Raw genomic sequence first — 17877 nt, 5'->3', positions numbered from 1 at the left:
ACCTCCCTCGTATGACCTGATGTTTGAGTGAAAACCACTCTACATCAGGCCCTCGGGGCGATTCATTGATTAATCATGCGTGCATGTGTTGGCTCATATTCAGCACACCCGGAGTTGCGATTGATCACGCAGCAATGCACGCAAATCCAACGAAGGCCGCGCAGATAATCAAAAGCCGCAGCGGCCCGTTCGTCAACGGAACCACTGCGGCCTGAAACGGTGTTATCCGTGCGCGGCGAAAGCAATCAGCTCACATGTTTGCCCACGATGCCCGCAATCTCAAACATGCTCACCTTGTCCTTGCCGAACACCGGCAGCAGCTTGGCGTCGGCCACCACCGAGCGCTTGTCTGCCGGGTCCTGCAGGTTATTGGCTTTGATGTAGTCCCAGAGCTTCTTGACGACTTCGGGGCGTGAGACTGGCCCGTCGCCGATGACGGCGGCGAGTGCGGTGCTGGGCTTCAAAGTGCCTGCTGCCGGGGCCTTCTTGGTCGTAGTCTTCTTGGCTGCGGGGGCCTTCTTTGCGGCGGCGGTTTTCTTGGCGGCTGGGGCCTTCTTGGCTGCAGCGGTTGAACCGGCTGCCGTCTTGCGCGGCGGGAACTTGGAGTCGCGCTTTTCGAACTCGAAGTTCACCTTGCCCTCAGCCGCGTCCCAGACCAGGAAAGCCTTGAACGCGCGGCGCGTGCGCATGCTCACGAACTTGTCGAGCAGGTCGGTCTTGCCAGTTTCGAGCAGCTTGTTCATCTGTGCGCGCTCGACGGGCTGCTGCAGGATGATCTTGCCGCTCTTGAACTTGCAGCTCGGTGTGGGCTGCTCCTGTGTGGGCACGGACTTGCTGCAGACGTAGTTGGCACCATGCTCGTAGACCGGCGCACCGCAGACCGGGCATTTGCCGAGGCTTTCCTGCGCGGAGAAGTCGATGATCTCGCCCGAATCCTCATCGGCCTTGTCGTCGCCGAAGTCGAATTCCAGCTTGAAGTTGTTGTTCTCTTCGTCGCGCACGATGGCGACTTCCGCGGTGAACGGCCAGCCGGCTTTGGAGCGGAAGCCTTCCAGCGGGCCGATGCGGCGTTCACGCACCAGCGTTTCGGCTTCCTGCGTTTCGAACGTGCGGCCTGCGGGCGACTTGGTGAACGAGAAACCGCAGCCTTCGCTGCCCTCGCCGGGCTTGCCGGTGCAGGCAAAACGGCGGTAGTTTTCCTTGACCACGCCGCCGCAGTTGGGGCATGGGGTCTCGAGCGTCGCGTAGTCGCCGGGGATGGTGTCGCGGTCGTATTCCTTGGCCTTCTTGACGAGCTTTTCCGTCATGGCCTGGATCTGCTGCATGAAGGCTTCACGCGAAAGCTGGCCTTTTTCCATCTGCGAGAGCTTGTACTCCCACTCGCCAGTCAAATCGGCGCGCGAGAGTTCTTCCACGCCGAGGCCGCGCAGCAGCGTCATGAGCTGGAAGGCCTTGGCAGTCGGGATCAGCTCACGGCCTTCGCGCAGCATGTATTTTTCGGTGATCAAACCTTCGATGATCGCGGCGCGCGTGGCTGGCGTGCCGAGGCCCTTGTCCTGCATGGCATCGCGTAGTTCTTCGTCGTCGATCTGCTTGCCAGCGCTTTCCATCGCGCCGAGCAGCGAGGCTTCCGAGTAGCGTGCGGGCGGCTTGGTCTTGAGGCCCTTGGCGTCGGCGTGTTCGGTGCGCGGCGTCTCGCCGGGTTTGACTTGCACCAGCGGCTGGCCCTTCTCGCCTTCCTTGCCGCCTTCGACCTCGTTGGCCGCTTCCTTGCCGTAGATCGCCAGCCACCCGGGCTTGACCAGCACCTTGCCTTCGGTCTTGAAGTGGTGACCCACGACCTGGCTGATGCGGGTGGTGACCTGGTGCTCGGCACTCGGGAAGAACACGGCCATGAAGCGGCGCACGACCAGGTCGTACAGCTTCTGCTCTGCCTCGGACAGACCACTGGGCGCCTGCGTGGTCGGGATGATCGCGAAGTGATCCGACACCTTGCTGTTGTCGAAGATGCGCTTGCTCGGACGCACGTAGTTCTCGTCCAAGGCCTGCTTGGCGAACGGTGCGAGATGGCGCATGCCGCTCGTGGCCAGCATGCCGAAGGTTTCCTTGGCGACCGGCAGATAGTCTTCGGGCAGCGCGCGCGAATCGGTACGAGGGTAGGTCAACGCCTTGTGGCGTTCATACAGGCTCTGCGCGAGCGCGAGCGTGGTCTTGGCGGAGAAGCCGAACTTTCCGTTGGCCTCGCGCTGCAGGCTGGTCAGGTCGAACAGCAGCGGCGATGCCTGCGTAGTGGGCTTGGATTCTTCGGTGACGGTGGCGGGCTTGCCGCGCACAGCCTCGGCAATGGTGACCGCATCCTTGTGGTTCCACAGGCGATCGGCCTTGGCTTCCGGGTCTTCCGACTTCTTCCACTTCGGATCAAACCACTTGCCCAGATAGTCGCCCGCCTCGGCGGCAAAGCCGGCGTGCACTTCCCAGTAATCGCGGCTCACGAATTTGCGGATCTTTTCCTCGCGCTCGACGACCAGCGACAGCGTCGGCGTCTGCACCCGGCCCACGGTGGTCAGGAAGAAGCCGCCATCGCGCGAGTTGAATGCGGTCATCGCACGCGTGCCGTTGATGCCGACCAGCCAGTCGGCCTCGGAGCGGCTGCGCGCGGCGCTGGCGAGGCCCTGCATCTGCGTGTCCGAGCGCAGCTGGTTGAAGCCGTCGCGGATCGCTTGCGGCGTCATGCTCTGCAGCCACAGGCGCTTGACGGGCTTGCCGAGGCCGCCCTTGGCGCCGCCCGCGTATTGCTCGATCAGGCGGAAGATCAACTCCCCTTCGCGGCCCGCGTCACAGGCGTTGATGAGTTCGGTGACGTCCTTGCGCTTGGCCTGCTTGACCACGGCGTTCAGACGCGTCTTGGTCTTGTCCACCGGCTTCAGATCGAAGTACGGCGGAATCACGGGCAGGTGCGCAAAGCTCCATTTGCCGCGTTTGACGTCGAATTCTTCCGGCGCCTGGATCTCGACCAGGTGACCGACCGCGCTGGTGACGACGTAGCGCTCGTTCTCGAAATGATCTTCGTGTTTGTCGAACTTGCCAGCAACGGGCGTGAGGGCACGCACGATGTCTTGTGCAACCGACGGTTTCTCTGCAATGACCAGCGTTTTATTCATTTGTGTGGGTTGGCCTTTACGGCGCTTCTACAATTCGGCTTCATGCGCGCGCACGCGCACGCATGTGTACATATTCAAACTAACAGAGTTTTCAGCCATGGCCCGAAACGCACCCTCCAATATCCCGACCATCCCGCCGGGCCGCCGCATCCAGACACGACGCTCCGGCGTGCATGGCAAGGGTGTGTTCGCGTTGCAGGACATTGCCGAGGGCGAGGTTCTCATCGAATACGTGGGAGAGGTCATCGGCTGGCAGGAGGCGCAGGATCGGCATCCGCACGACCCCAAGCAGCCCAACCATACGTTCTATTTCCATGTGGACGAAGACCGCGTCATCGACGCGAAACATGGCGGAAACTCCGCGCGCTGGATCAACCACAGCTGCGATCCCAACTGTTTTGCAGATGAAATCGAAGGCCGGATCTTCATCACGGCCCTGCGCAATATCCATGCGGGCGAAGAGCTCAATTACGACTACGGACTGATTATCGAGGAGCGTTATACCCCGAAACTCAAAGCCGAATATCCCTGCTGGTGTGGCAGTGAAGACTGCCGAGGCACGCTGCTGGCCCCCAAACGCGGCTGGGCGCCCAAGGGAATGGAGCCGGTCAAGAAAAATAAAAAGTCCGAGAAATCCAAGCCTGAAGCCAAATCCGAATCAAAAAAGATAGCTAAATCCGAAAAGAAGCCAGAAAAGAAACTGGAGAAAAAACTGGAAAAGAAGTCGGACAAGCCATCGGACAAAACCAAGTCATCGGCCAAAAGCCCCGACAAGAACAAAGACAAGAAGCCTCAGAAAGCCAAGGGCAGCAAGAAGTGACCACCGCAGGCCATTACCGTTCTCCGATCCGCTGGCCCTCCGAGGCCATCTGGCAGGCCGTGGTGACCGATGTGCCCGATTTCAGCGTGGAGGTTCTGCCCTCCATCGACTCGACCAACACCGAGCTCATGCGCCGCGCCCGTGCGGGCCGCTGCGACCCCATCCTGCTGGTGACCGAGGAGCAGACTGCTGGGCGCGGCCGCTTGGGCCGTCCCTGGCAGAGTCAGGAGACCGCACACGCGGCGGAGCTGGGCCCCGCCTCGCTGATGATGTCGCTGGGCCTGCCTCTCAGGCCCAAGGAGTGGTCGGGCCTGTCACTGGCCGTGGGCGTGAGCGTGGCGGACAGCCTCCAGCTCGAAATCCCGAGCGAGGCGAGCGGACTGCCGCGCGTGGGCCTCAAGTGGCCCAATGACCTGTGGCTCTCGGGCGACCGCAAGTTCGGCGGCATCCTCGTCGAAACTGCGAGCTTCATGGCCGCGCCGGGCACGATGGCGGTCGAGAACGACACCGCCCTGCGCTATGTGGTGGTCGGCATCGGCCTGAACGTGCTGGCGCGCACCGGCGACGGCATGACGACGCAGCCCGCGTGCCTCACCGACATCGACCCGCGCTGGACCGCACCCGAAGCGCTGCTCACCATCATTCCTCCACTGATCAAGACCCTGCACGCCTTTGCACACAGCGGCTTCGCGCCGTACAAGACACGTTTCGCACAGCGCGATCTGCTGAACGGGCGCCAGGTGCATCTGAGCGATGGCACGAGCGGCATGGCAAGCGGCGTGACGGACGATGGCACGCTGCTGATCAATACCGCCGCTGGACTGCAAGCCATCACCAGCGGCGACATCAGCGTGCGTCCCGTCGGCCAGCCACTGCCGGGACAGTCCGCATAATCTGCGCGCCAACCGTACATAAAACACAGACAAGGGAAGGGGTCACCTCATCATGCTGCGCATCGCCGTCATCGTTCTGCTGCTCGCCAACGCGGGCTACTATGCATGGTCTCAGGGCATGCTGCGCACCATGGGCTGGGGGCCCACAGTACAGGCCGAGCCGCAGCGCCTCGACCTGCAGATCGATCCGCAGAAGATGCAGGTGACGCCCATCAGCTCGGCGGCGCTCGCGCCAGCTTCTGAGGCGTCAGGAACGGCTTCCGCCGCTTCTACCGCATCCGACACGGTTTCCGCCGTGGTGGCCACCGCCCCCGCTTCTGCACCAAGTGCACCGGCCAGCACCGCCTCGGTGGCAGCTGCCGCTCCTGTGTCGACGCCACCCCCCACCGCACCGCAGCGCACGGTCTGCCTGCAGGCCGGCTCGTATGACGAACAGCAGATGCAGACCCTGCGCATCGCCGCCCAGAGCGCCCTGCCCACCAACAGCTGGAAGTTCGATCCCACGCCGGTTCCCGGCCGTTGGATGGTCTACATCGGCAAGCTCCCCGACGACGAAGCGGTCGCCAAGAAGCGCGCCGAACTCAAGAACCTGCAGATCGACTACGACCGCCCCGGCACAGCCTTCGAGCCGGGTCTTTCGCTCGGCCGCTTCTCGACGGACGAGGCGGCACAGCGCGCACTCACGCAACTCACCAGCAAGGGTGTGCGCACCGCGCGTGTCGTGGTCGAGCGCAAGGAAACCAACGTCTACACGCTGCGACTGCCCACCGCAGACGACGCCCTGCGCACCAAGGCCGAAAGCCAGTTGCGCACTGCGCTGCTGGGCAAGCCACTCAAGCATTGCGGCGCTTGAGCGAACACAGCCGCGCAATGCTCAAAGCTTGCGCGGATCGGTCTTGAGCAGCCACTCCACCAGATCGCGCAGGTCCTGCTTGAGCTTGTCGAAGCCCGGCTGGACGATCTCCAGCGTCTCCTCGTCCATGTAGATCCGGCGGTTGATCTCGATCTGGATACTGTGCCGGTGCTCCTCTGGCTTGCCGTAGCGCCGCACCAACTCCACGCCCTTGTAAGGGTGGTTGTATTCCACGTCATGGCCGCGCGAGCGCAGGAAGTCGCACACCATGTTGGAGAGCGCGGGCGATGCCGTTGTACCGTCGCGGTCGCCGATCACGAAGTCCGCATGTTCGAGCCCTGGGTGCAGCGTGGCATGGCTGGCCGCAATCGACGGCATCGAGTGGCAGTTGATGTGGATGCTGTAGCCATGGCGCGCATGTGCCGCATCGATGGCATCCGACACCGCCGCGTGATAGGGAACCCAGCATTCGGAGATGCGCCGCTGGCCTTCCTCCACCGTCAGTTGGCGCTCGTAGATCGCCTGCCCGTCGTCGGTGAACCGCCAGATCAGGCCCTTGCCCAAACGCACCTTCTGCAGCGTGACCTCGTCCTCGGTCACATCGTGCGGCCATTCACCATCGAACAGATCGACATCGATCTCGGTCGTGTCACGGTTTGCGTCGAGGTAGATGCGCGGGAACAACGCCTCGACCCAAGCCACCCCCATCAGCGGCGCAAAGTCGTAGAGCTTCTCGACGTGTGTGTCTTCGGCTTGCCGCAGCACGTAAAGCGGCAGCGCCGCGCCAAAATCATCGGGATAGACCGTGCCGCTGTGCGGTGAATCCAACACCAGCGGCGTACTGCCGGGTTGTGCGGAAAACTTCTTGTCCGCGTTCGATCGGGAAGAGTCAGTCATGGGCTGTTGTCTCACTTCATGTGAGGAACAGCATAGCCTGTGCACCAACGGCAATGAACCGCCAAAGGTTATTGCCTGCCTATTGGTCTTCGGTCGCGAGTGCCGACGATTTGAGCACCGTCCATCCCGACTCGATGTGCTTGCGCATGGCGATCATTGCGGCTGCCGCGTCGCCGGTGGCAAGGGCCTCGAGAATCTCGTTGTGCTCATCGACAGCATCCGGTCCACGGTTCTGCGCAGCGTTGATCACGTCGAAGGGATAGCGCGCCCACAGTATCTGCACGAAATGCAACGTCTGCGGCAGATTGGCGATGTCGTACATGCGGCGGTGAAAGCGGTAGTTCACACCGCGCGCGGCTGCACGATCGCCCTCGGCGAAGGCTTTGGCGAATTCTTCGCCGAGTGCATGCAGCTCCGACAAATCTTGAGCGTTGATGTTCTGCACCACGCCGCGCACCAACTGCGCTTCGAGCAGCAGACGCAGGTTCAGAATCTCGGCGGAGGCTGCCGGATCGAACGGCACGACGCGCGCACCGCGGTATGAATCACCGCTCACGTAGCCTTCCGCCACCAGCAGCTTGAGCGCCTCGCGCACGGGCGTGATGCTGAGCTTGAGCTCCTCCGCGATCTCGGCCTGCTTCAGGCGCGAGCCGCGCGGATAGACGCCGGAGATGATGCGCTCACGAAGGTAATCGGCGACTTGTTCTTCTTTGGTTCGGTAATCCATGTGTTGCCCGTGGAATCCTGCAATCCGCCGCAGAGGCAAGCTCTGCCGCCGCCTTGCGAGGGGTCTGCGTGCTGTCGTGCACGATGCATTGCTTTCGCCGCATTCTATGCGACGGAATGCATCGCCACATCATGCAGTGCAGCGTGCGTTGGCAATGTGCACCAACGCACGTGCTCGGCATGCCCTCAATCACCTTGCTACTCCACCTTACGGATAGGCAGATCGCGCATGCGCTTGCCGGTAGCGGCAAAGATCGCGTTCGCAATCGCCGGCGCCACGGGCGGCAGTGGCGGCTCGCCCACGCCGCCGGGCGGCGTCTGCAGATGGTTATTGACCAGATGCGTGCGAACCATGGGCGGCGCCTCGTTGTGCCTTGCGATCAGGAAATCGTTGAAATTCGATTGCTGGACCGCGCCCTTGGCAAAGGTGATGTCGCTCATCATCGCGATGCCCATGCCCATGACGACCGATCCCTCCATCTGTGCACGGATGCGTTCGGGCGTGATCTGCGGCCCGCAGTCAAGCGCCATGTCGGCCGCGATCAACCGGATCTCACCCTTGTCGTTCACCTCCAACTCGATCACCGTGGCCGCATAGGTCAGAAAGCTGTAGCTGAACGCCAGCCCCAAGCCGCGCCCCTTGGGCAGCTTGCGTCCCCACTGCGCGCCCTTGCAGGCGGCCTCGATCACATCGCGCAGTCGGCCCGTGTCGAACGGATAGACCTCGGGCGATTCGGAGTAGTTCCAGCCATCGTCGAACGCCTTCTGTGGATGGAGCTTGCGGGCCGGCCCGATCAGCTTGAGCGCATAGGCCCTGTGGTCCTTGCCCGCGCGGTGCGCGAGCTCGGCGATGAAGCACTGCGTCGCGAAGGCGTGCGGAATGTTGTAGACCGAACGGAACCAGCCGATGCGGGTATGCGCGGGCACGTTGCCGGTCTCCACGCGAAAGTTGAGAATCTGCCAAGGCAGGTTCACCGCTCCCATGCCCAGTTCCGATGCGCTCTCACCCTGCGCAGCCGCGTTGAACAACGAGCTGATGGTCGGCGCGACGGTGCGATGCAGCCACGACACGGGCATGCCGTCGCTGCCGAGGGCGGCCTCCAGATGCTCGAGCGACACCGCGTGATAGAAGTCGTGCTGGATATCGTCCTCGCGCGTCCACACCACCTTCACCGGCTTGCCGGGCATGGCCTTGGCGATCGTCGCAGCCTCGAACACGAAATCCGCCTTCGACTTGCGACCAAACGCGCCGCCCAGCAACTGCGGATGCACCGCCACCTTGTCCCTGGACAGGCCAAGCAGCTTGATCACCCCGTCGCGCGCATTCTGTGGATCCTGCACGCAGGCCCAAACGTCGCAGCGGTCACCGTCAATTAACACCGTGGCCGAAGGCGGCTCCATCGTGGCGTGCGCATGGTGCGGAATGTAGTACTCGGCCGTGACGCGCTGGCGCTCGCTCGCCTTGCTCCACGCTGCACCTGCATCGCCGTTGTTACGCACCACTTTGCCAGGCTCACGCGCGGCCTTTTCCATCGCCTGCCGATAACTCGCGGAGTCGTAGACCGCATGCTCGCTCTCGGCCCATTCGATGGCAAGCGCCTTGCGCCCCTGCATCGCGGCCCAGGTGTTGCTTGCGACCACCGCCACCCCGCCCAGCGGCTGAAACGCAGGTGCGCCGCTGAACGCCGGAATCTCCACCACCTTGAGCACACCCGGCACCTTGAGCGCTGCATCACTGTTCACGCTCTTGACCTTGGCGCCCAGCACCGCAGGCCGCGCGATCACTGCGAACACCATGCCCGGCATGTGCGGATCGATGCCATATTTGGCGCGGCCCCGGCCGATGTCTTCAAGATCGATCGCGCGAACCTTGTCCTTGCCGATGTAGCGAAACTCCGCTTGGCTCTTCAGTCGCCGCTGCCCGGCTGTGGGCACCGGCTGCTTTGCAGCATCGTCCGCCAGCTCGCCAAACCCCAGCTTGCGCCCGCTCTTCGCATGCACCACTTGGTGCAGCACTGCCTTGACTTCCGACGCGGGCACCGACCAGCGCGCCGCCGCAGCCGCCTCCAACATCTGCCGCGCCGCCGCGCCCACCCGCCGCATGGGTGCCAGAAAGTGGCGCACGCTGCGCGAGCCATCCACGTTCTGATTGCCGTAGCGCGCCTCGTCGCCATCGGCCTGCACCACCTTCACGCGCGCCCAATCAGCCTCCATCTCGTCGGCCACCACCATGGGCAGGCTGGTGCGCACGCCCGTGCCCATCTCCACACGGTGCGCGACGATGGTGACGGTGCCGTCGACGCCGATCTGCACGAACACGAGCGGGTCATCGACCGTGCCGCCCGGCATGGAGTCAGCTCCATATTTCCTGGCAGCCTCCTGCGCGTGGACCACGCCGCGCGCGGTGACCGACAACACCAGTCCCGTGGCCGCTCCGGCCTTAAGCAACGCACGACGGCTCAGCTGCGCCGGTGCTGCGGATGATTCGAAGATCGACGACATCATTGGCCTCCCTTCGCGAGCAACGTGGCGGCGTGCTTGACTGCGGCATGAATTCGAAAATACGTGCCACAGCGGCAGAGATTGCCGCTCATCGCGTTGGTGATGTCGGCGTCGCTGGGCTTGGCATTGGTTTGAAGCAGCCCAATGGCGGACATGATCTGCCCCCCCTGACAGTAGCCGCACTGCGCCACATTCAGCGCCAGCCACGCCGCCTGCACCGCGCGACCGATGCGGTCGGTCTCCATGTTCTCGATGGTGCTGACCTGCTTGCCCGCCGCCGCCGACACCGGCGTGACGCACGAGCGGATCGGCGCGCCATCCATATGCACCGTGCACGCGCCGCACAGTGCCATGCCGCAGCCGAATTTCGTACCCGTCATGCCGAGCTCATCACGCAGCACCCACAGGAGCGGCGTCTGTGGATCGGCCTGCACGGCCTGATCCTTTCCGTTGATGGAAACATGGGTGGTCATCGTGGAGGTCTTTCTCGTGGAGGTCGTCTGGAGTCGTTGCGCAGGGCAACAGCCAGGCCCATGATTGCCCGGGCCTTGCAGCACCGTCAACGCAGACACGCTGCAAAAAGCACTTGTCCTACACACGCAGGGCGCGGACTGAAGAATGTGAAAAAATCCCGCAGATGCAAGCCAAGCCATTCCCCACGCTCATCCTCCTCGCCGCAGGCAGCGGCACGCGCTTTCGCGCATCGGGGGGGTGCACGCACAAGCTCGATGCATTGCTTTGCGACGTACCGGTCCTCGAGCGCACACTGCAGGCCGTGCAGCAATCGGGACTGCCATGGCATCTGGTGCGTCAAGGAGAGGGAGGCGCTGGCATGGGCGACTCCATCGCAGCAGGCGTGCGCGCCACCAGCACCGCCCATGGCTGGCTGATCATTCCCGCAGACCTTCCCTTGGTGCGACCCGCCACCTTGGTGCGTGTGGCACAGGCCTTGATCGAGGCGCCTGCGGAGGTGGACGTGATTGCCCCCTTCTTCAACGGCCAGCAAGGCCATCCCGTCGCTTTCGCCGCACATTGCCATGCCGCACTGATGGCACTCAACGGCGACCGGGGCGCCTCCGCCATCGTGCGCGAAGCCCGCACCCAAGGACACCTGCGCGAACTCGTGGTCGATGACGAAGGCATCATCACCGACATCGACACCATGGACGATCTGGCCCGCGCGCAGGCACTCCTGCTGCGCGCACGCCAAGCCGGCTACTAGACCTGAGCCGCAGCGATGATGCGCTGAGCCTTGTCCACCAGCGGCTTGTCGATCATCTTTCCATCCACCGCTGTCGCCGCACCACCGCTCACATCGAACGCGGCCAACACGCGCCGCGCCCAATCTAGCTCTGCCGACGACGGCGCAAACGCGGTGTTCACAGGCACCACTTGCGCCGGGTGAATGCAGAGCTTGGCCCCGAAGCCAAGCTGACGCGAACGCAGCGTGTCCTGTGCGATCAATGAAGCGTCGCTGAAATTCACGCTCACCCCATCAATGGGCGGCAACATCCCCGCGCGAATCGACTCCAGCACGATCTGCGTGCGCACGGCATCGAGTGCATGGTCCTCGTCGGCAATACCGCTCTCGGTGGAAAAATCCACACTGCCAAACGCCAACTGCTCCACACCCCTCACGGCACACACGGCTTTGAGATCCAGATACGCGGCGACGGTCTCGATCAACGCGACAACGCGACGGCCCGGCAACTGCGAAACGACATGCGCGAGCGAACGCTCGTCGGCCTTTGGAAGCATCACGGCGGCGTTCGGCACTGCGGCGATCATGCGCAGGTCTTCTTCAAACCACGGCGTTCCGGCGGAGTTGATGCGCACGAGGGCCGGCGTGGAGTTGCCTTTGGCGAGCCACTCGCGCACCGATTCGCGAGCTCGTGGTTTGGCGTCGATGCTGACGGCGTCTTCGAGGTCGAGGATGATGTCGTGGGCGCCACTGGTTGCGGCTTTGGCAAAGCGCTCGGGGCGGTCGCCCGGGACGAAGAGAAATGAGCGGGAGATTTTTTTCATCTGTTGTCTTTCGTTCGTTTGTTTTCAAATTCGACGCGCTTACTGTTTTGAGTGCAGCCGACGGGCGACTCACTTCTTTTGCTTCGCCAAAAGAAGTAAGCAAGAAAAGGCGACCCTCCTGCCCACGACCCTGCGCTTCCCTCCGGTCAGACAACTGCCGTGAGTCAGTGCTTGAAGTTTGCATCGGCACTTGCCGCTGCAAACCGCCGGACGAAACGACAGAATCAGGCGTGGTCAGCAGGACTGGGGAAGACCGCGCGTAACGAGCATCTGTGGTGAGCTTACCCCCTCGAGGGAGCCATACCGGAGAGCGCATCGTATCGAAATGCACTGAATGGTTTGGATGCGCCGCAGGCGCCATGCATCTCGCGAACGCGAGATGCAGCACGAGCGCAGCGACGTGCCGAACACACCTCTTCCCAACTGACTTCCGGCGGTTGTCCGAGCGGAGCGCCCGAAGGGCGCGCAGAGAGTTCTGCCGGATGACTTCCAAGCGCGCTTTTGATTACTTTTTGCGCGCAAGCAAAAAGTAATTGCCCCGCCGAGGGCAGCCCCGGTCTCCGCTCTCAGACAAAGAACAGAAGCCAAAAACAAATCACCCAAACACAACCTCAGAAGAACTACTCAAAACACAAAACCGCTTAAAACCCCGAACCGCATCCTCATGCTCCTCAGCAGAAGGCGCGCAACAACAATCCTCCAACACAATGATCTCGAAATCCCGATCATGCCCCTCCCTCACCATCGCCTGCACCACCGCATTGGTAGAGACTCCGGAGCAGTAAATCCGCCGAATCCCCCGAGCCCGCAGAATCGCCTCAAGACTCGTCGAATAAAACGGACTCACCCGGTGCTTGACGATGTCGAAGTCCTCCTCACGCTGCCCCAGATCGGGATGCGTTTGCGTCCCAAAAGTCCCGAGCTTGAAGATCCCGTTCTTGCGCGCTCCCGAAAAGATCGGCGAGTTCGGAGGGCACTCGCGGTAGTCCGGTGAGAAGCCCACGCGCACAAAGCCGATGGGCACACCCGCCGCGCGCGCCTTGTCGATCGCATTGCGGGTCTTCGCGATGATGCCGCGACCGCGCACCTGCTCGCCGTAAGCGGCCTTGCCGTTGAAACCCTCGTCATGGATCAGATCGTTTTCCATGTCGAGAACCAGATAGATCGAATCGCTCACGCACTGCTCCTTGTGTTTGTTGACTGCTTGAATGAAATTCAAAGTATGACTTCGCGACTTTCGAGCTCCGCGCGCTGGCTGCTGGAAAGGCCCAGCAGCTCGCCGAACACGTAGTCCTCATCCTGACCCAGCGCGGGCGTCAGGCGGTGTATGCCCACGTCGTCTGTGCGACTGAATCGCGCAAGCGCGCCGACTGCGGGGCGTGGAGGGAGGTCATCGGCGCTCACCTGTGTCACCGTGCCGCGTGCGCGCAGGTGCGGGTCGTCCGCAATGTCCTGCATGTTCCATGAGACATGCGCGCTCACCCCGGCCTTCTGCAGGCGGGCGACAATCTGGTCGGCGTCGTGCCGCGAGAGCCAGTCCGAGACCAGTTCGTCCACCACATGCGCGTGTTTGACGCGGCCCTGCGTGGTGGCCAGATGAGGCGCGTCGCATTGCACCTCCAGTGCTCTGAGCATGCGCTGCCATTCATCGTCGTTGCGCACGGCGAGGGTGATCCAACGGTCGGCACGCGCGCTGGGATAAACGCCGTGCGGCGCCATCGAGGGATCGGAGTTTCCGGGACGCTGCGGCGTGAAACCGGCGCTGGCCATCGCCAGCGCGTCACCGATCATGGCGGACGCCACTTCGCGCGCGGCCAGATCCACGTGCTGCGCCAAACCTGTGCGGCGGCGCTGCTGCAGCGCGGCAATGGTGGCTAGCGCGGCGTGCATGCCTGCAGAGTGGTCCATCACGTGGCGCATTTCCACCGGTGGCCCATCGGCATAGCCGGTCATCCAGCCAAGGCCACCCCACGCACCGAACAGCGGCGCATAGCCCGCAAAGTGCGAATCAGGGCCGCTCTGGCCACAGGACGAAAGCGACAGCATGACGATGTCCGGCTTCACTTCGCGCAGCACGTCGAAACCGAGACCCAGACGCTTGATCACGCCCGGCCGAAAACTCTCCGCCGCGATGTCGGACACGCCGACGATGCGCTTGGCGATTTCGATGGCTTCGGCGTTCTTGAGATTGAGCCGCACCGATAGCTTGTTGGCCGATACCTGATCGAAGGTGGCGGCCGTCATGCGGCCATACACGGCATGCGGCTTGCGGAACGCGTCGGGCCGCGTCTGGCTCTCGATCTTGATGCACTGCGCGCCGAGCTGCGAGAGCAGATGCGTGCAGAACGGCCCCGCCGCATGGATCGTGAAATCCGCAATGCGCACGCCTGCGAGTGGCGCGTTGTCGCGATTCATCATCACAGCATTTCCTCCGTCATTTCACCCAGTGCAGGCACGCGGCTTTCTTCTTCGCCAGCGCGCAGCGGCGAGCAGTGGAACTGGAACGGCGCATACAGCAGCTCCACCTCGCGTCCGCTTTCCAGCTGTGTCGATGCAAACAGTCCGCGCGCACGTTCGTGATCGCCCTGCACCACGTCTTCCGGCGTGCGGTATTTGGCGGCCGGCACGCCCAATTCCTGCGCACGCTGCACGATGTCGTCCACCGCATGTCGTGCCATCCACTCGCGGATGTGGCCGTTGATTTCGTCACCACGGCGACTGCGCTCAAGCGGGTCATTCAGTGCGGCATCGAGCGCCCAGGCCGGACTGCCGAGCAACTGCACCAGGCCGCGCCACTGACGGTCTTCGAGCGTGAGCAATTCCATGTAGCCGTCGAGCGTCTTGAACACGCCGCCGTAGCGAAAGCGCCTGCTGGTGCGGTGCTCAAGCGAGCCATCGCCGAGCCTCTGCAGCGCGAACGCGCCCACTGCCAGCACAGCGTCCTGCACCGACACATCAACGAACTGCCCGCCCACCGCCGGTGCCGCCCACCATGCGGCGAGCGCGTTCATCGCCGCCATGCAGCCGCCCTGATAGCTACCGAAGTGGCCGTAGATCTTGAGCGGCGGGCGGTCCGGGAACAGCTCGTTGGCCAACCCGTTGGGAAGCAGAAACCCCTCGCCTCCCGCATGCAACAGATTGATCTCTTCCGCGCTCCAGTGCGCCTTGTCGCCAGCCGCGCCAAACGGGAGCACACTCACATGCACCAGATGCGGAAAGACCGTTGCGATGCTGTCCGGGTCCAGCCCCAGCGCCGCGCGCTGCGCCACGGGCGTGTCGTCGATGAGGATGTGCGCATCGCCCAGCACCTGGAGCAGCGTGCCGCGCGCCGCGCCGTCCTCCAGATCGCAAATCAGGCTGCGCTTGCCGAGCGACAGATAGGCGAACAGCGCGCTCTCGCCGGTGTCGTCGAGCAGCGGCGGCGCCCGGCGCAGTTCGGAGCCTTGTGGAGGTTCCAGCATCACCACTTCCGCGCCCATCGCCGCCAGCAGCCTGCCCGCATACGCGGCGGCAACGGAGCGCGAACGCTCGATGACCCGGCAGCCCGCGAGGGGCAGTTCCGCCACCCCCAACCGGGGCGATGACACGGATTCGGCTTGCATGTGAACCTCCTTCCAGCTCAGTCTTGTCGTCGTTGCGAAACCCGATTCGCGCTCAGCGCACCACCGGCAGCTCGAGGTCGATGGCCGAGCCGTCGAGGAACGCGGGCAGCTTCACATCACGCGAAGGCAGCGCGACCGTGGCAATGCCGGGGGTGGTCAGCTCGCCGCGCTGGTTCACCGCCTGGATCTCGATGTCCACCAGACCGGTCTTGTCCTTCACATACTTGCGCACCACCTTGCCCTTGCAGTACGTGGTGTCGCCGACGATGTTGAAGCGGCGCATCTCGCTGCGCACGCGCTTGAGCACGCCCGCGTCGCCCATCCAGTTGGTCACCAGCGTGCACATCCACGACGAGCGCTGCGGGCCGTAGTCATAGGTGCCGGGCACGCCCACTTCCTTGGCCACCGATTCGCGGTGATGGCCGATGCCGGTGTATTCCACGCCGCCGCCCGCTTCAGGATTGCGGAAGAAGTGCCCCGGGTGCTTGACGGCCGCCTGCAGCACCACGCCATGCGTGTGTCCGCGTCCGCAGCCGACCAGAAAGCCCATGGTGTCCATCAGCGACAGTGGGCCGCGCGCGATGGTCGGCAATTCCTCGCCGACTTGCACTTCCTCCCAGTAGCGCACGTTGGCGCCGCGAATGTTCTTGGGCTCGTCCAGGATCATCTCGTCGATGCGGTCGCGCTCTTCGTCGGAGTATTCGTGCTGCACGATTTCCTTGTACTTGCCCGCATCGCGCGCTGCCTTGCGCTCGTGGCGTGTGCAGGTGCCGAGGCCGCGCGCCACCAGCTCGCTGCGCTGGTTGTAGTACGAGGCCTCCACGTACTGCAGCACAAGGCGGCCGGAGAACTGGCTTTCCTTTTCTTCCACGCCGACCACACGTTCGATGGCGGTGATGCGGTCACCGGGCTTGATGTTGCGGAACAGCTCCCAGTCGTTGCCCGCGTAGAAGCCGTGAACACCTGGCAGACCCCAGCGTGTGCGGCCCAGCCAGCCGAAGGCCATCGGGAACATCGGGTGACCCACCACGCTGCCGTAGCGCGTGCTCGCGCCATAGCCCACTTCGCGGTACAGCGGATTCAGGTCGCCAATGCCGTTGCACCAGTTGCGCAGCGTGTCGGCCGTGGCGTCCTGCAGGTAGGGGCCTTCGGGGCGCAGGTGCAGGCCGATCATGGCGCGCGCTGCGGCCACGGCCTCGTCGGTGATGCGGCCTTCGGCGGGGCGGTTGCCCACGTCGGCCTGGGCTGCTGCGGCTTGGGATTCGAGAGTTGCGGTGTTCATCAAAAAATCTCCTTTGGTTTGATGCTCAATGCAGAATGCATTCTTTTTGGAAAGATGTCAATCCAGCAATTCGCTGATTCGACGGCTAAGGGTAGCTCCGGACTCAGTCCACTTTGATGTTGGCAGAGGTGATCACATCACCCCATTTCTGGCGCTCCTGCTTCACGAAATCACGCATCTGCGCGGGATTCATGGTGATCGGCTCGACTCCGATGTCCATCATGCGTTTGCGCATTTCGGGCTGGGCGAGGGCCTTGGCGACATGTTCACTCATTTTCTGGACGACCGACGTCGGTGTGCCTTTTGGCGCAAACAATGCATCCCATGCCACCACATCGAAGCCAGAAACGCCCTGATCGGCGATCGATTGCACGCCCGGCAGCATCTCGCTGGCGTTGCGCGAGGTGATGCCGATGGCCTTCAGCTTGCCGCTGGCGATGTGCGCGCGCGAGGCGGTCACCGTGTCGATCACCAGCGGAATCTGCCCGCCGATGGTGTCGGTGAGCGCCTGGCCCGATGACTTGTACTTCACCCCGAACAGCGGCGCATCAGCCATCTTCACGAACTGGGCGAACACCACGTTGGCGGTGGTGCTGGGCAGCCCCACGTTCAAGGTATCTGGCTTGGCCTTGGCCTGGGCGATGAGCTTGCCCACGCCATTGGCCGGCAGGTCCGCCACCGAGGTGCTGATCACCATCGGCAGGAGGCCGATCATCGCCACCGATTCGAAATCCGTACCCGGGTGGTAGCCCGGGTTGGAATACAGAAACTCGTTGGCTGCGTTCGTCGCGTTGGTGCCGAGCAGAAAGGTGTAGCCGTCCGGCGCGGACTTGGCCGCCGCCGCCGTGCCGATGTTGCCGCCCGCGCCCGCCTTGTTGTCCACGATCACCGGCTGGCCGAGCGAGGCGGACAGCTCCTGCCCGAGCAGACGCATGAGCACATCGGCGCCCTGCCCCGCCGCATACGGCACGATCACGCGGATCGGCTTGTCGGGCCAGCCCGGCTGCGCGCTGGCGGGCAGCCACTGCAGCGCACAGGCTGCGGTCAATGAACACAACAACAGGGCTCTGCGCCGTTGTCGAGGTACGGGTTTCATGCGCTCTCCTCCTAGGTCAA

15 protein-coding genes are annotated in these 17877 nt (G+C 63.4%); 4 read left to right on the top strand and 11 right to left on the bottom strand.

Features of this window, described 5'->3' with window-relative positions; translation table 11 throughout:
- Window positions 1-245: 245 nt before the first annotated feature.
- On the bottom strand, window positions 246-3161 hold the full coding sequence (locus tag G7047_RS26275) for a DNA topoisomerase III (protein WP_166311259.1): 2916 nt from the start codon (window positions 3159-3161) through the stop codon (window positions 246-248).
- Between the two features lie 97 nt (window positions 3162-3258).
- Between G7047_RS26275 and G7047_RS26270 the strand changes: the two genes are divergently transcribed.
- The 3 genes from G7047_RS26270 to G7047_RS26260 are packed head-to-tail and all read left to right on the top strand — an operon-like array spanning window position 3259 to window position 5727.
- The gene (locus G7047_RS26270) at window positions 3259-3981 is read left to right on the top strand and encodes an SET domain-containing protein (protein ID WP_166311258.1); all 723 of its coding nucleotides are present in this window, start codon (window positions 3259-3261) and stop codon (window positions 3979-3981) included.
- Window positions 3978-4874: a biotin--[acetyl-CoA-carboxylase] ligase gene (locus tag G7047_RS26265; RefSeq protein WP_166311257.1), complete on the top strand. Its 897-nt coding sequence runs from the start codon at window positions 3978-3980 to the stop codon at window positions 4872-4874. Before G7047_RS26270 ends, G7047_RS26265 begins: the two co-directional genes overlap by 4 nt.
- 52 nt (window positions 4875-4926) lie before the next feature.
- Entirely contained in the window at window positions 4927-5727 is an 801-nt protein-coding gene (locus G7047_RS26260; RefSeq protein ID WP_166311256.1) for an SPOR domain-containing protein, read from the top strand.
- A gap of 21 nt (window positions 5728-5748) precedes the next feature.
- On the opposite strand, the gene G7047_RS26255 is transcribed toward G7047_RS26260, so the two are convergent.
- The 4 genes from G7047_RS26255 to G7047_RS26240 all read right to left on the bottom strand — a co-directional run bounded on the left by G7047_RS26255 (window position 5749) and on the right by G7047_RS26240 (window position 10325).
- The gene (locus G7047_RS26255; protein WP_166311255.1) at window positions 5749-6624 is read right to left on the bottom strand and encodes an N-formylglutamate amidohydrolase; all 876 of its coding nucleotides are present in this window, start codon (window positions 6622-6624) and stop codon (window positions 5749-5751) included.
- 79 nt (window positions 6625-6703) lie between these two features.
- On the bottom strand, window positions 6704-7351 hold the full coding sequence (locus tag G7047_RS26250) for a GntR family transcriptional regulator (protein WP_166311254.1): 648 nt from the start codon (window positions 7349-7351) through the stop codon (window positions 6704-6706).
- 197 nt (window positions 7352-7548) lie between these two features.
- A complete protein-coding gene (locus tag G7047_RS26245) occupies window positions 7549-9855 on the bottom strand; it encodes a xanthine dehydrogenase family protein molybdopterin-binding subunit (RefSeq protein ID WP_205904679.1) in 2307 nt (768 codons plus the stop codon).
- On the bottom strand, window positions 9852-10325 hold the full coding sequence (locus G7047_RS26240) for a (2Fe-2S)-binding protein (protein ID WP_166311253.1): 474 nt from the start codon (window positions 10323-10325) through the stop codon (window positions 9852-9854). Before G7047_RS26240 ends, G7047_RS26245 begins: the two co-directional genes overlap by 4 nt.
- Window positions 10326-10489: 164 nt before the next feature.
- On the opposite strand from G7047_RS26240, the gene G7047_RS26235 reads away from it, so the two are divergent.
- Window positions 10490-11074, top strand: a complete 585-nt coding sequence (locus tag G7047_RS26235) for an NTP transferase domain-containing protein (RefSeq protein ID WP_166311252.1) — start codon at window positions 10490-10492, stop codon at window positions 11072-11074.
- Here the strand turns inward: G7047_RS26235 and G7047_RS26230 are convergent.
- The 6 genes from G7047_RS26230 to G7047_RS26205 all read right to left on the bottom strand — a co-directional run bounded on the left by G7047_RS26230 (window position 11071) and on the right by G7047_RS26205 (window position 17857).
- The gene (locus G7047_RS26230; RefSeq protein ID WP_166311251.1) at window positions 11071-11877 is read right to left on the bottom strand and encodes a CoA ester lyase; all 807 of its coding nucleotides are present in this window, start codon (window positions 11875-11877) and stop codon (window positions 11071-11073) included. The two genes, G7047_RS26235 and G7047_RS26230, sit on opposite strands and share 4 nt — an antisense overlap.
- Before the next feature lie 595 nt (window positions 11878-12472).
- Window positions 12473-13054: a cysteine hydrolase gene (locus G7047_RS26225; RefSeq protein ID WP_205904678.1), complete on the bottom strand. Its 582-nt coding sequence runs from the start codon at window positions 13052-13054 to the stop codon at window positions 12473-12475.
- Between the two features lie 38 nt (window positions 13055-13092).
- Window positions 13093-14295, bottom strand: coding sequence for a CaiB/BaiF CoA-transferase family protein (locus G7047_RS26220; RefSeq protein ID WP_205904677.1), 1203 nt, complete (start codon window positions 14293-14295; stop codon window positions 13093-13095).
- The gene (locus G7047_RS26215; RefSeq protein ID WP_166311250.1) at window positions 14295-15479 is read right to left on the bottom strand and encodes a CoA transferase; all 1185 of its coding nucleotides are present in this window, start codon (window positions 15477-15479) and stop codon (window positions 14295-14297) included. The genes G7047_RS26220 and G7047_RS26215 overlap by 1 nt, the downstream gene beginning before the upstream one ends.
- A 52-nt stretch (window positions 15480-15531) precedes the next feature.
- Window positions 15532-16761: a MaoC family dehydratase N-terminal domain-containing protein gene (locus G7047_RS26210; protein ID WP_166311249.1), complete on the bottom strand. Its 1230-nt coding sequence runs from the start codon at window positions 16759-16761 to the stop codon at window positions 15532-15534.
- 103 nt (window positions 16762-16864) lie between these two features.
- Entirely contained in the window at window positions 16865-17857 is a 993-nt protein-coding gene (locus G7047_RS26205) for a tripartite tricarboxylate transporter substrate binding protein (protein ID WP_166311248.1), read from the bottom strand.
- Window positions 17858-17877 lie beyond the last annotated feature (20 nt).

The sequence above is a fragment of the Diaphorobacter sp. HDW4A genome, assembly GCF_011305995.1.
Classification (GTDB): Bacteria; Pseudomonadota; Gammaproteobacteria; order Burkholderiales; family Burkholderiaceae_C; genus Diaphorobacter_A.
The sequence above is the reverse complement of the archived record's forward strand: the minus strand, read 5'-3'. Positions and strand labels throughout refer to the sequence as shown.

What these genes read in the sequence shown, in the direction of transcription:
- G7047_RS26275 (WP_166311259.1), bottom strand. Translation starts at nt 3,161, where the DNA reads ATGAATAAAACGCTGGTCATTGCAGAGAAACCGTCGGTTGCACAAGAC.
- G7047_RS26270 (WP_166311258.1), top strand. Translation starts at nt 3,259, where the DNA reads ATGGCCCGAAACGCACCCTCCAATATCCCGACCATCCCGCCGGGCCGC.
- G7047_RS26260 (WP_166311256.1), top strand. Translation starts at nt 4,927, where the DNA reads ATGCTGCGCATCGCCGTCATCGTTCTGCTGCTCGCCAACGCGGGCTAC.
- G7047_RS26255 (WP_166311255.1), bottom strand. Translation starts at nt 6,624, where the DNA reads ATGACTGACTCTTCCCGATCGAACGCGGACAAGAAGTTTTCCGCACAA.
- G7047_RS26250 (WP_166311254.1), bottom strand. Translation starts at nt 7,351, where the DNA reads ATGGATTACCGAACCAAAGAAGAACAAGTCGCCGATTACCTTCGTGAG.
- G7047_RS26245 (WP_205904679.1), bottom strand. Translation starts at nt 9,855, where the DNA reads ATGATGTCGTCGATCTTCGAATCATCCGCAGCACCGGCGCAGCTGAGC.
- G7047_RS26240 (WP_166311253.1), bottom strand. Translation starts at nt 10,325, where the DNA reads ATGACCACCCATGTTTCCATCAACGGAAAGGATCAGGCCGTGCAGGCC.
- G7047_RS26235 (WP_166311252.1), top strand. Translation starts at nt 10,490, where the DNA reads ATGCAAGCCAAGCCATTCCCCACGCTCATCCTCCTCGCCGCAGGCAGC.
- G7047_RS26230 (WP_166311251.1), bottom strand. Translation starts at nt 11,877, where the DNA reads ATGAAAAAAATCTCCCGCTCATTTCTCTTCGTCCCGGGCGACCGCCCC.
- G7047_RS26220 (WP_205904677.1), bottom strand. Translation starts at nt 14,295, where the DNA reads ATGATGAATCGCGACAACGCGCCACTCGCAGGCGTGCGCATTGCGGAT.
- G7047_RS26215 (WP_166311250.1), bottom strand. Translation starts at nt 15,479, where the DNA reads ATGCAAGCCGAATCCGTGTCATCGCCCCGGTTGGGGGTGGCGGAACTG.
- G7047_RS26210 (WP_166311249.1), bottom strand. Translation starts at nt 16,761, where the DNA reads ATGAACACCGCAACTCTCGAATCCCAAGCCGCAGCAGCCCAGGCCGAC.
- G7047_RS26205 (WP_166311248.1), bottom strand. Translation starts at nt 17,857, where the DNA reads ATGAAACCCGTACCTCGACAACGGCGCAGAGCCCTGTTGTTGTGTTCA.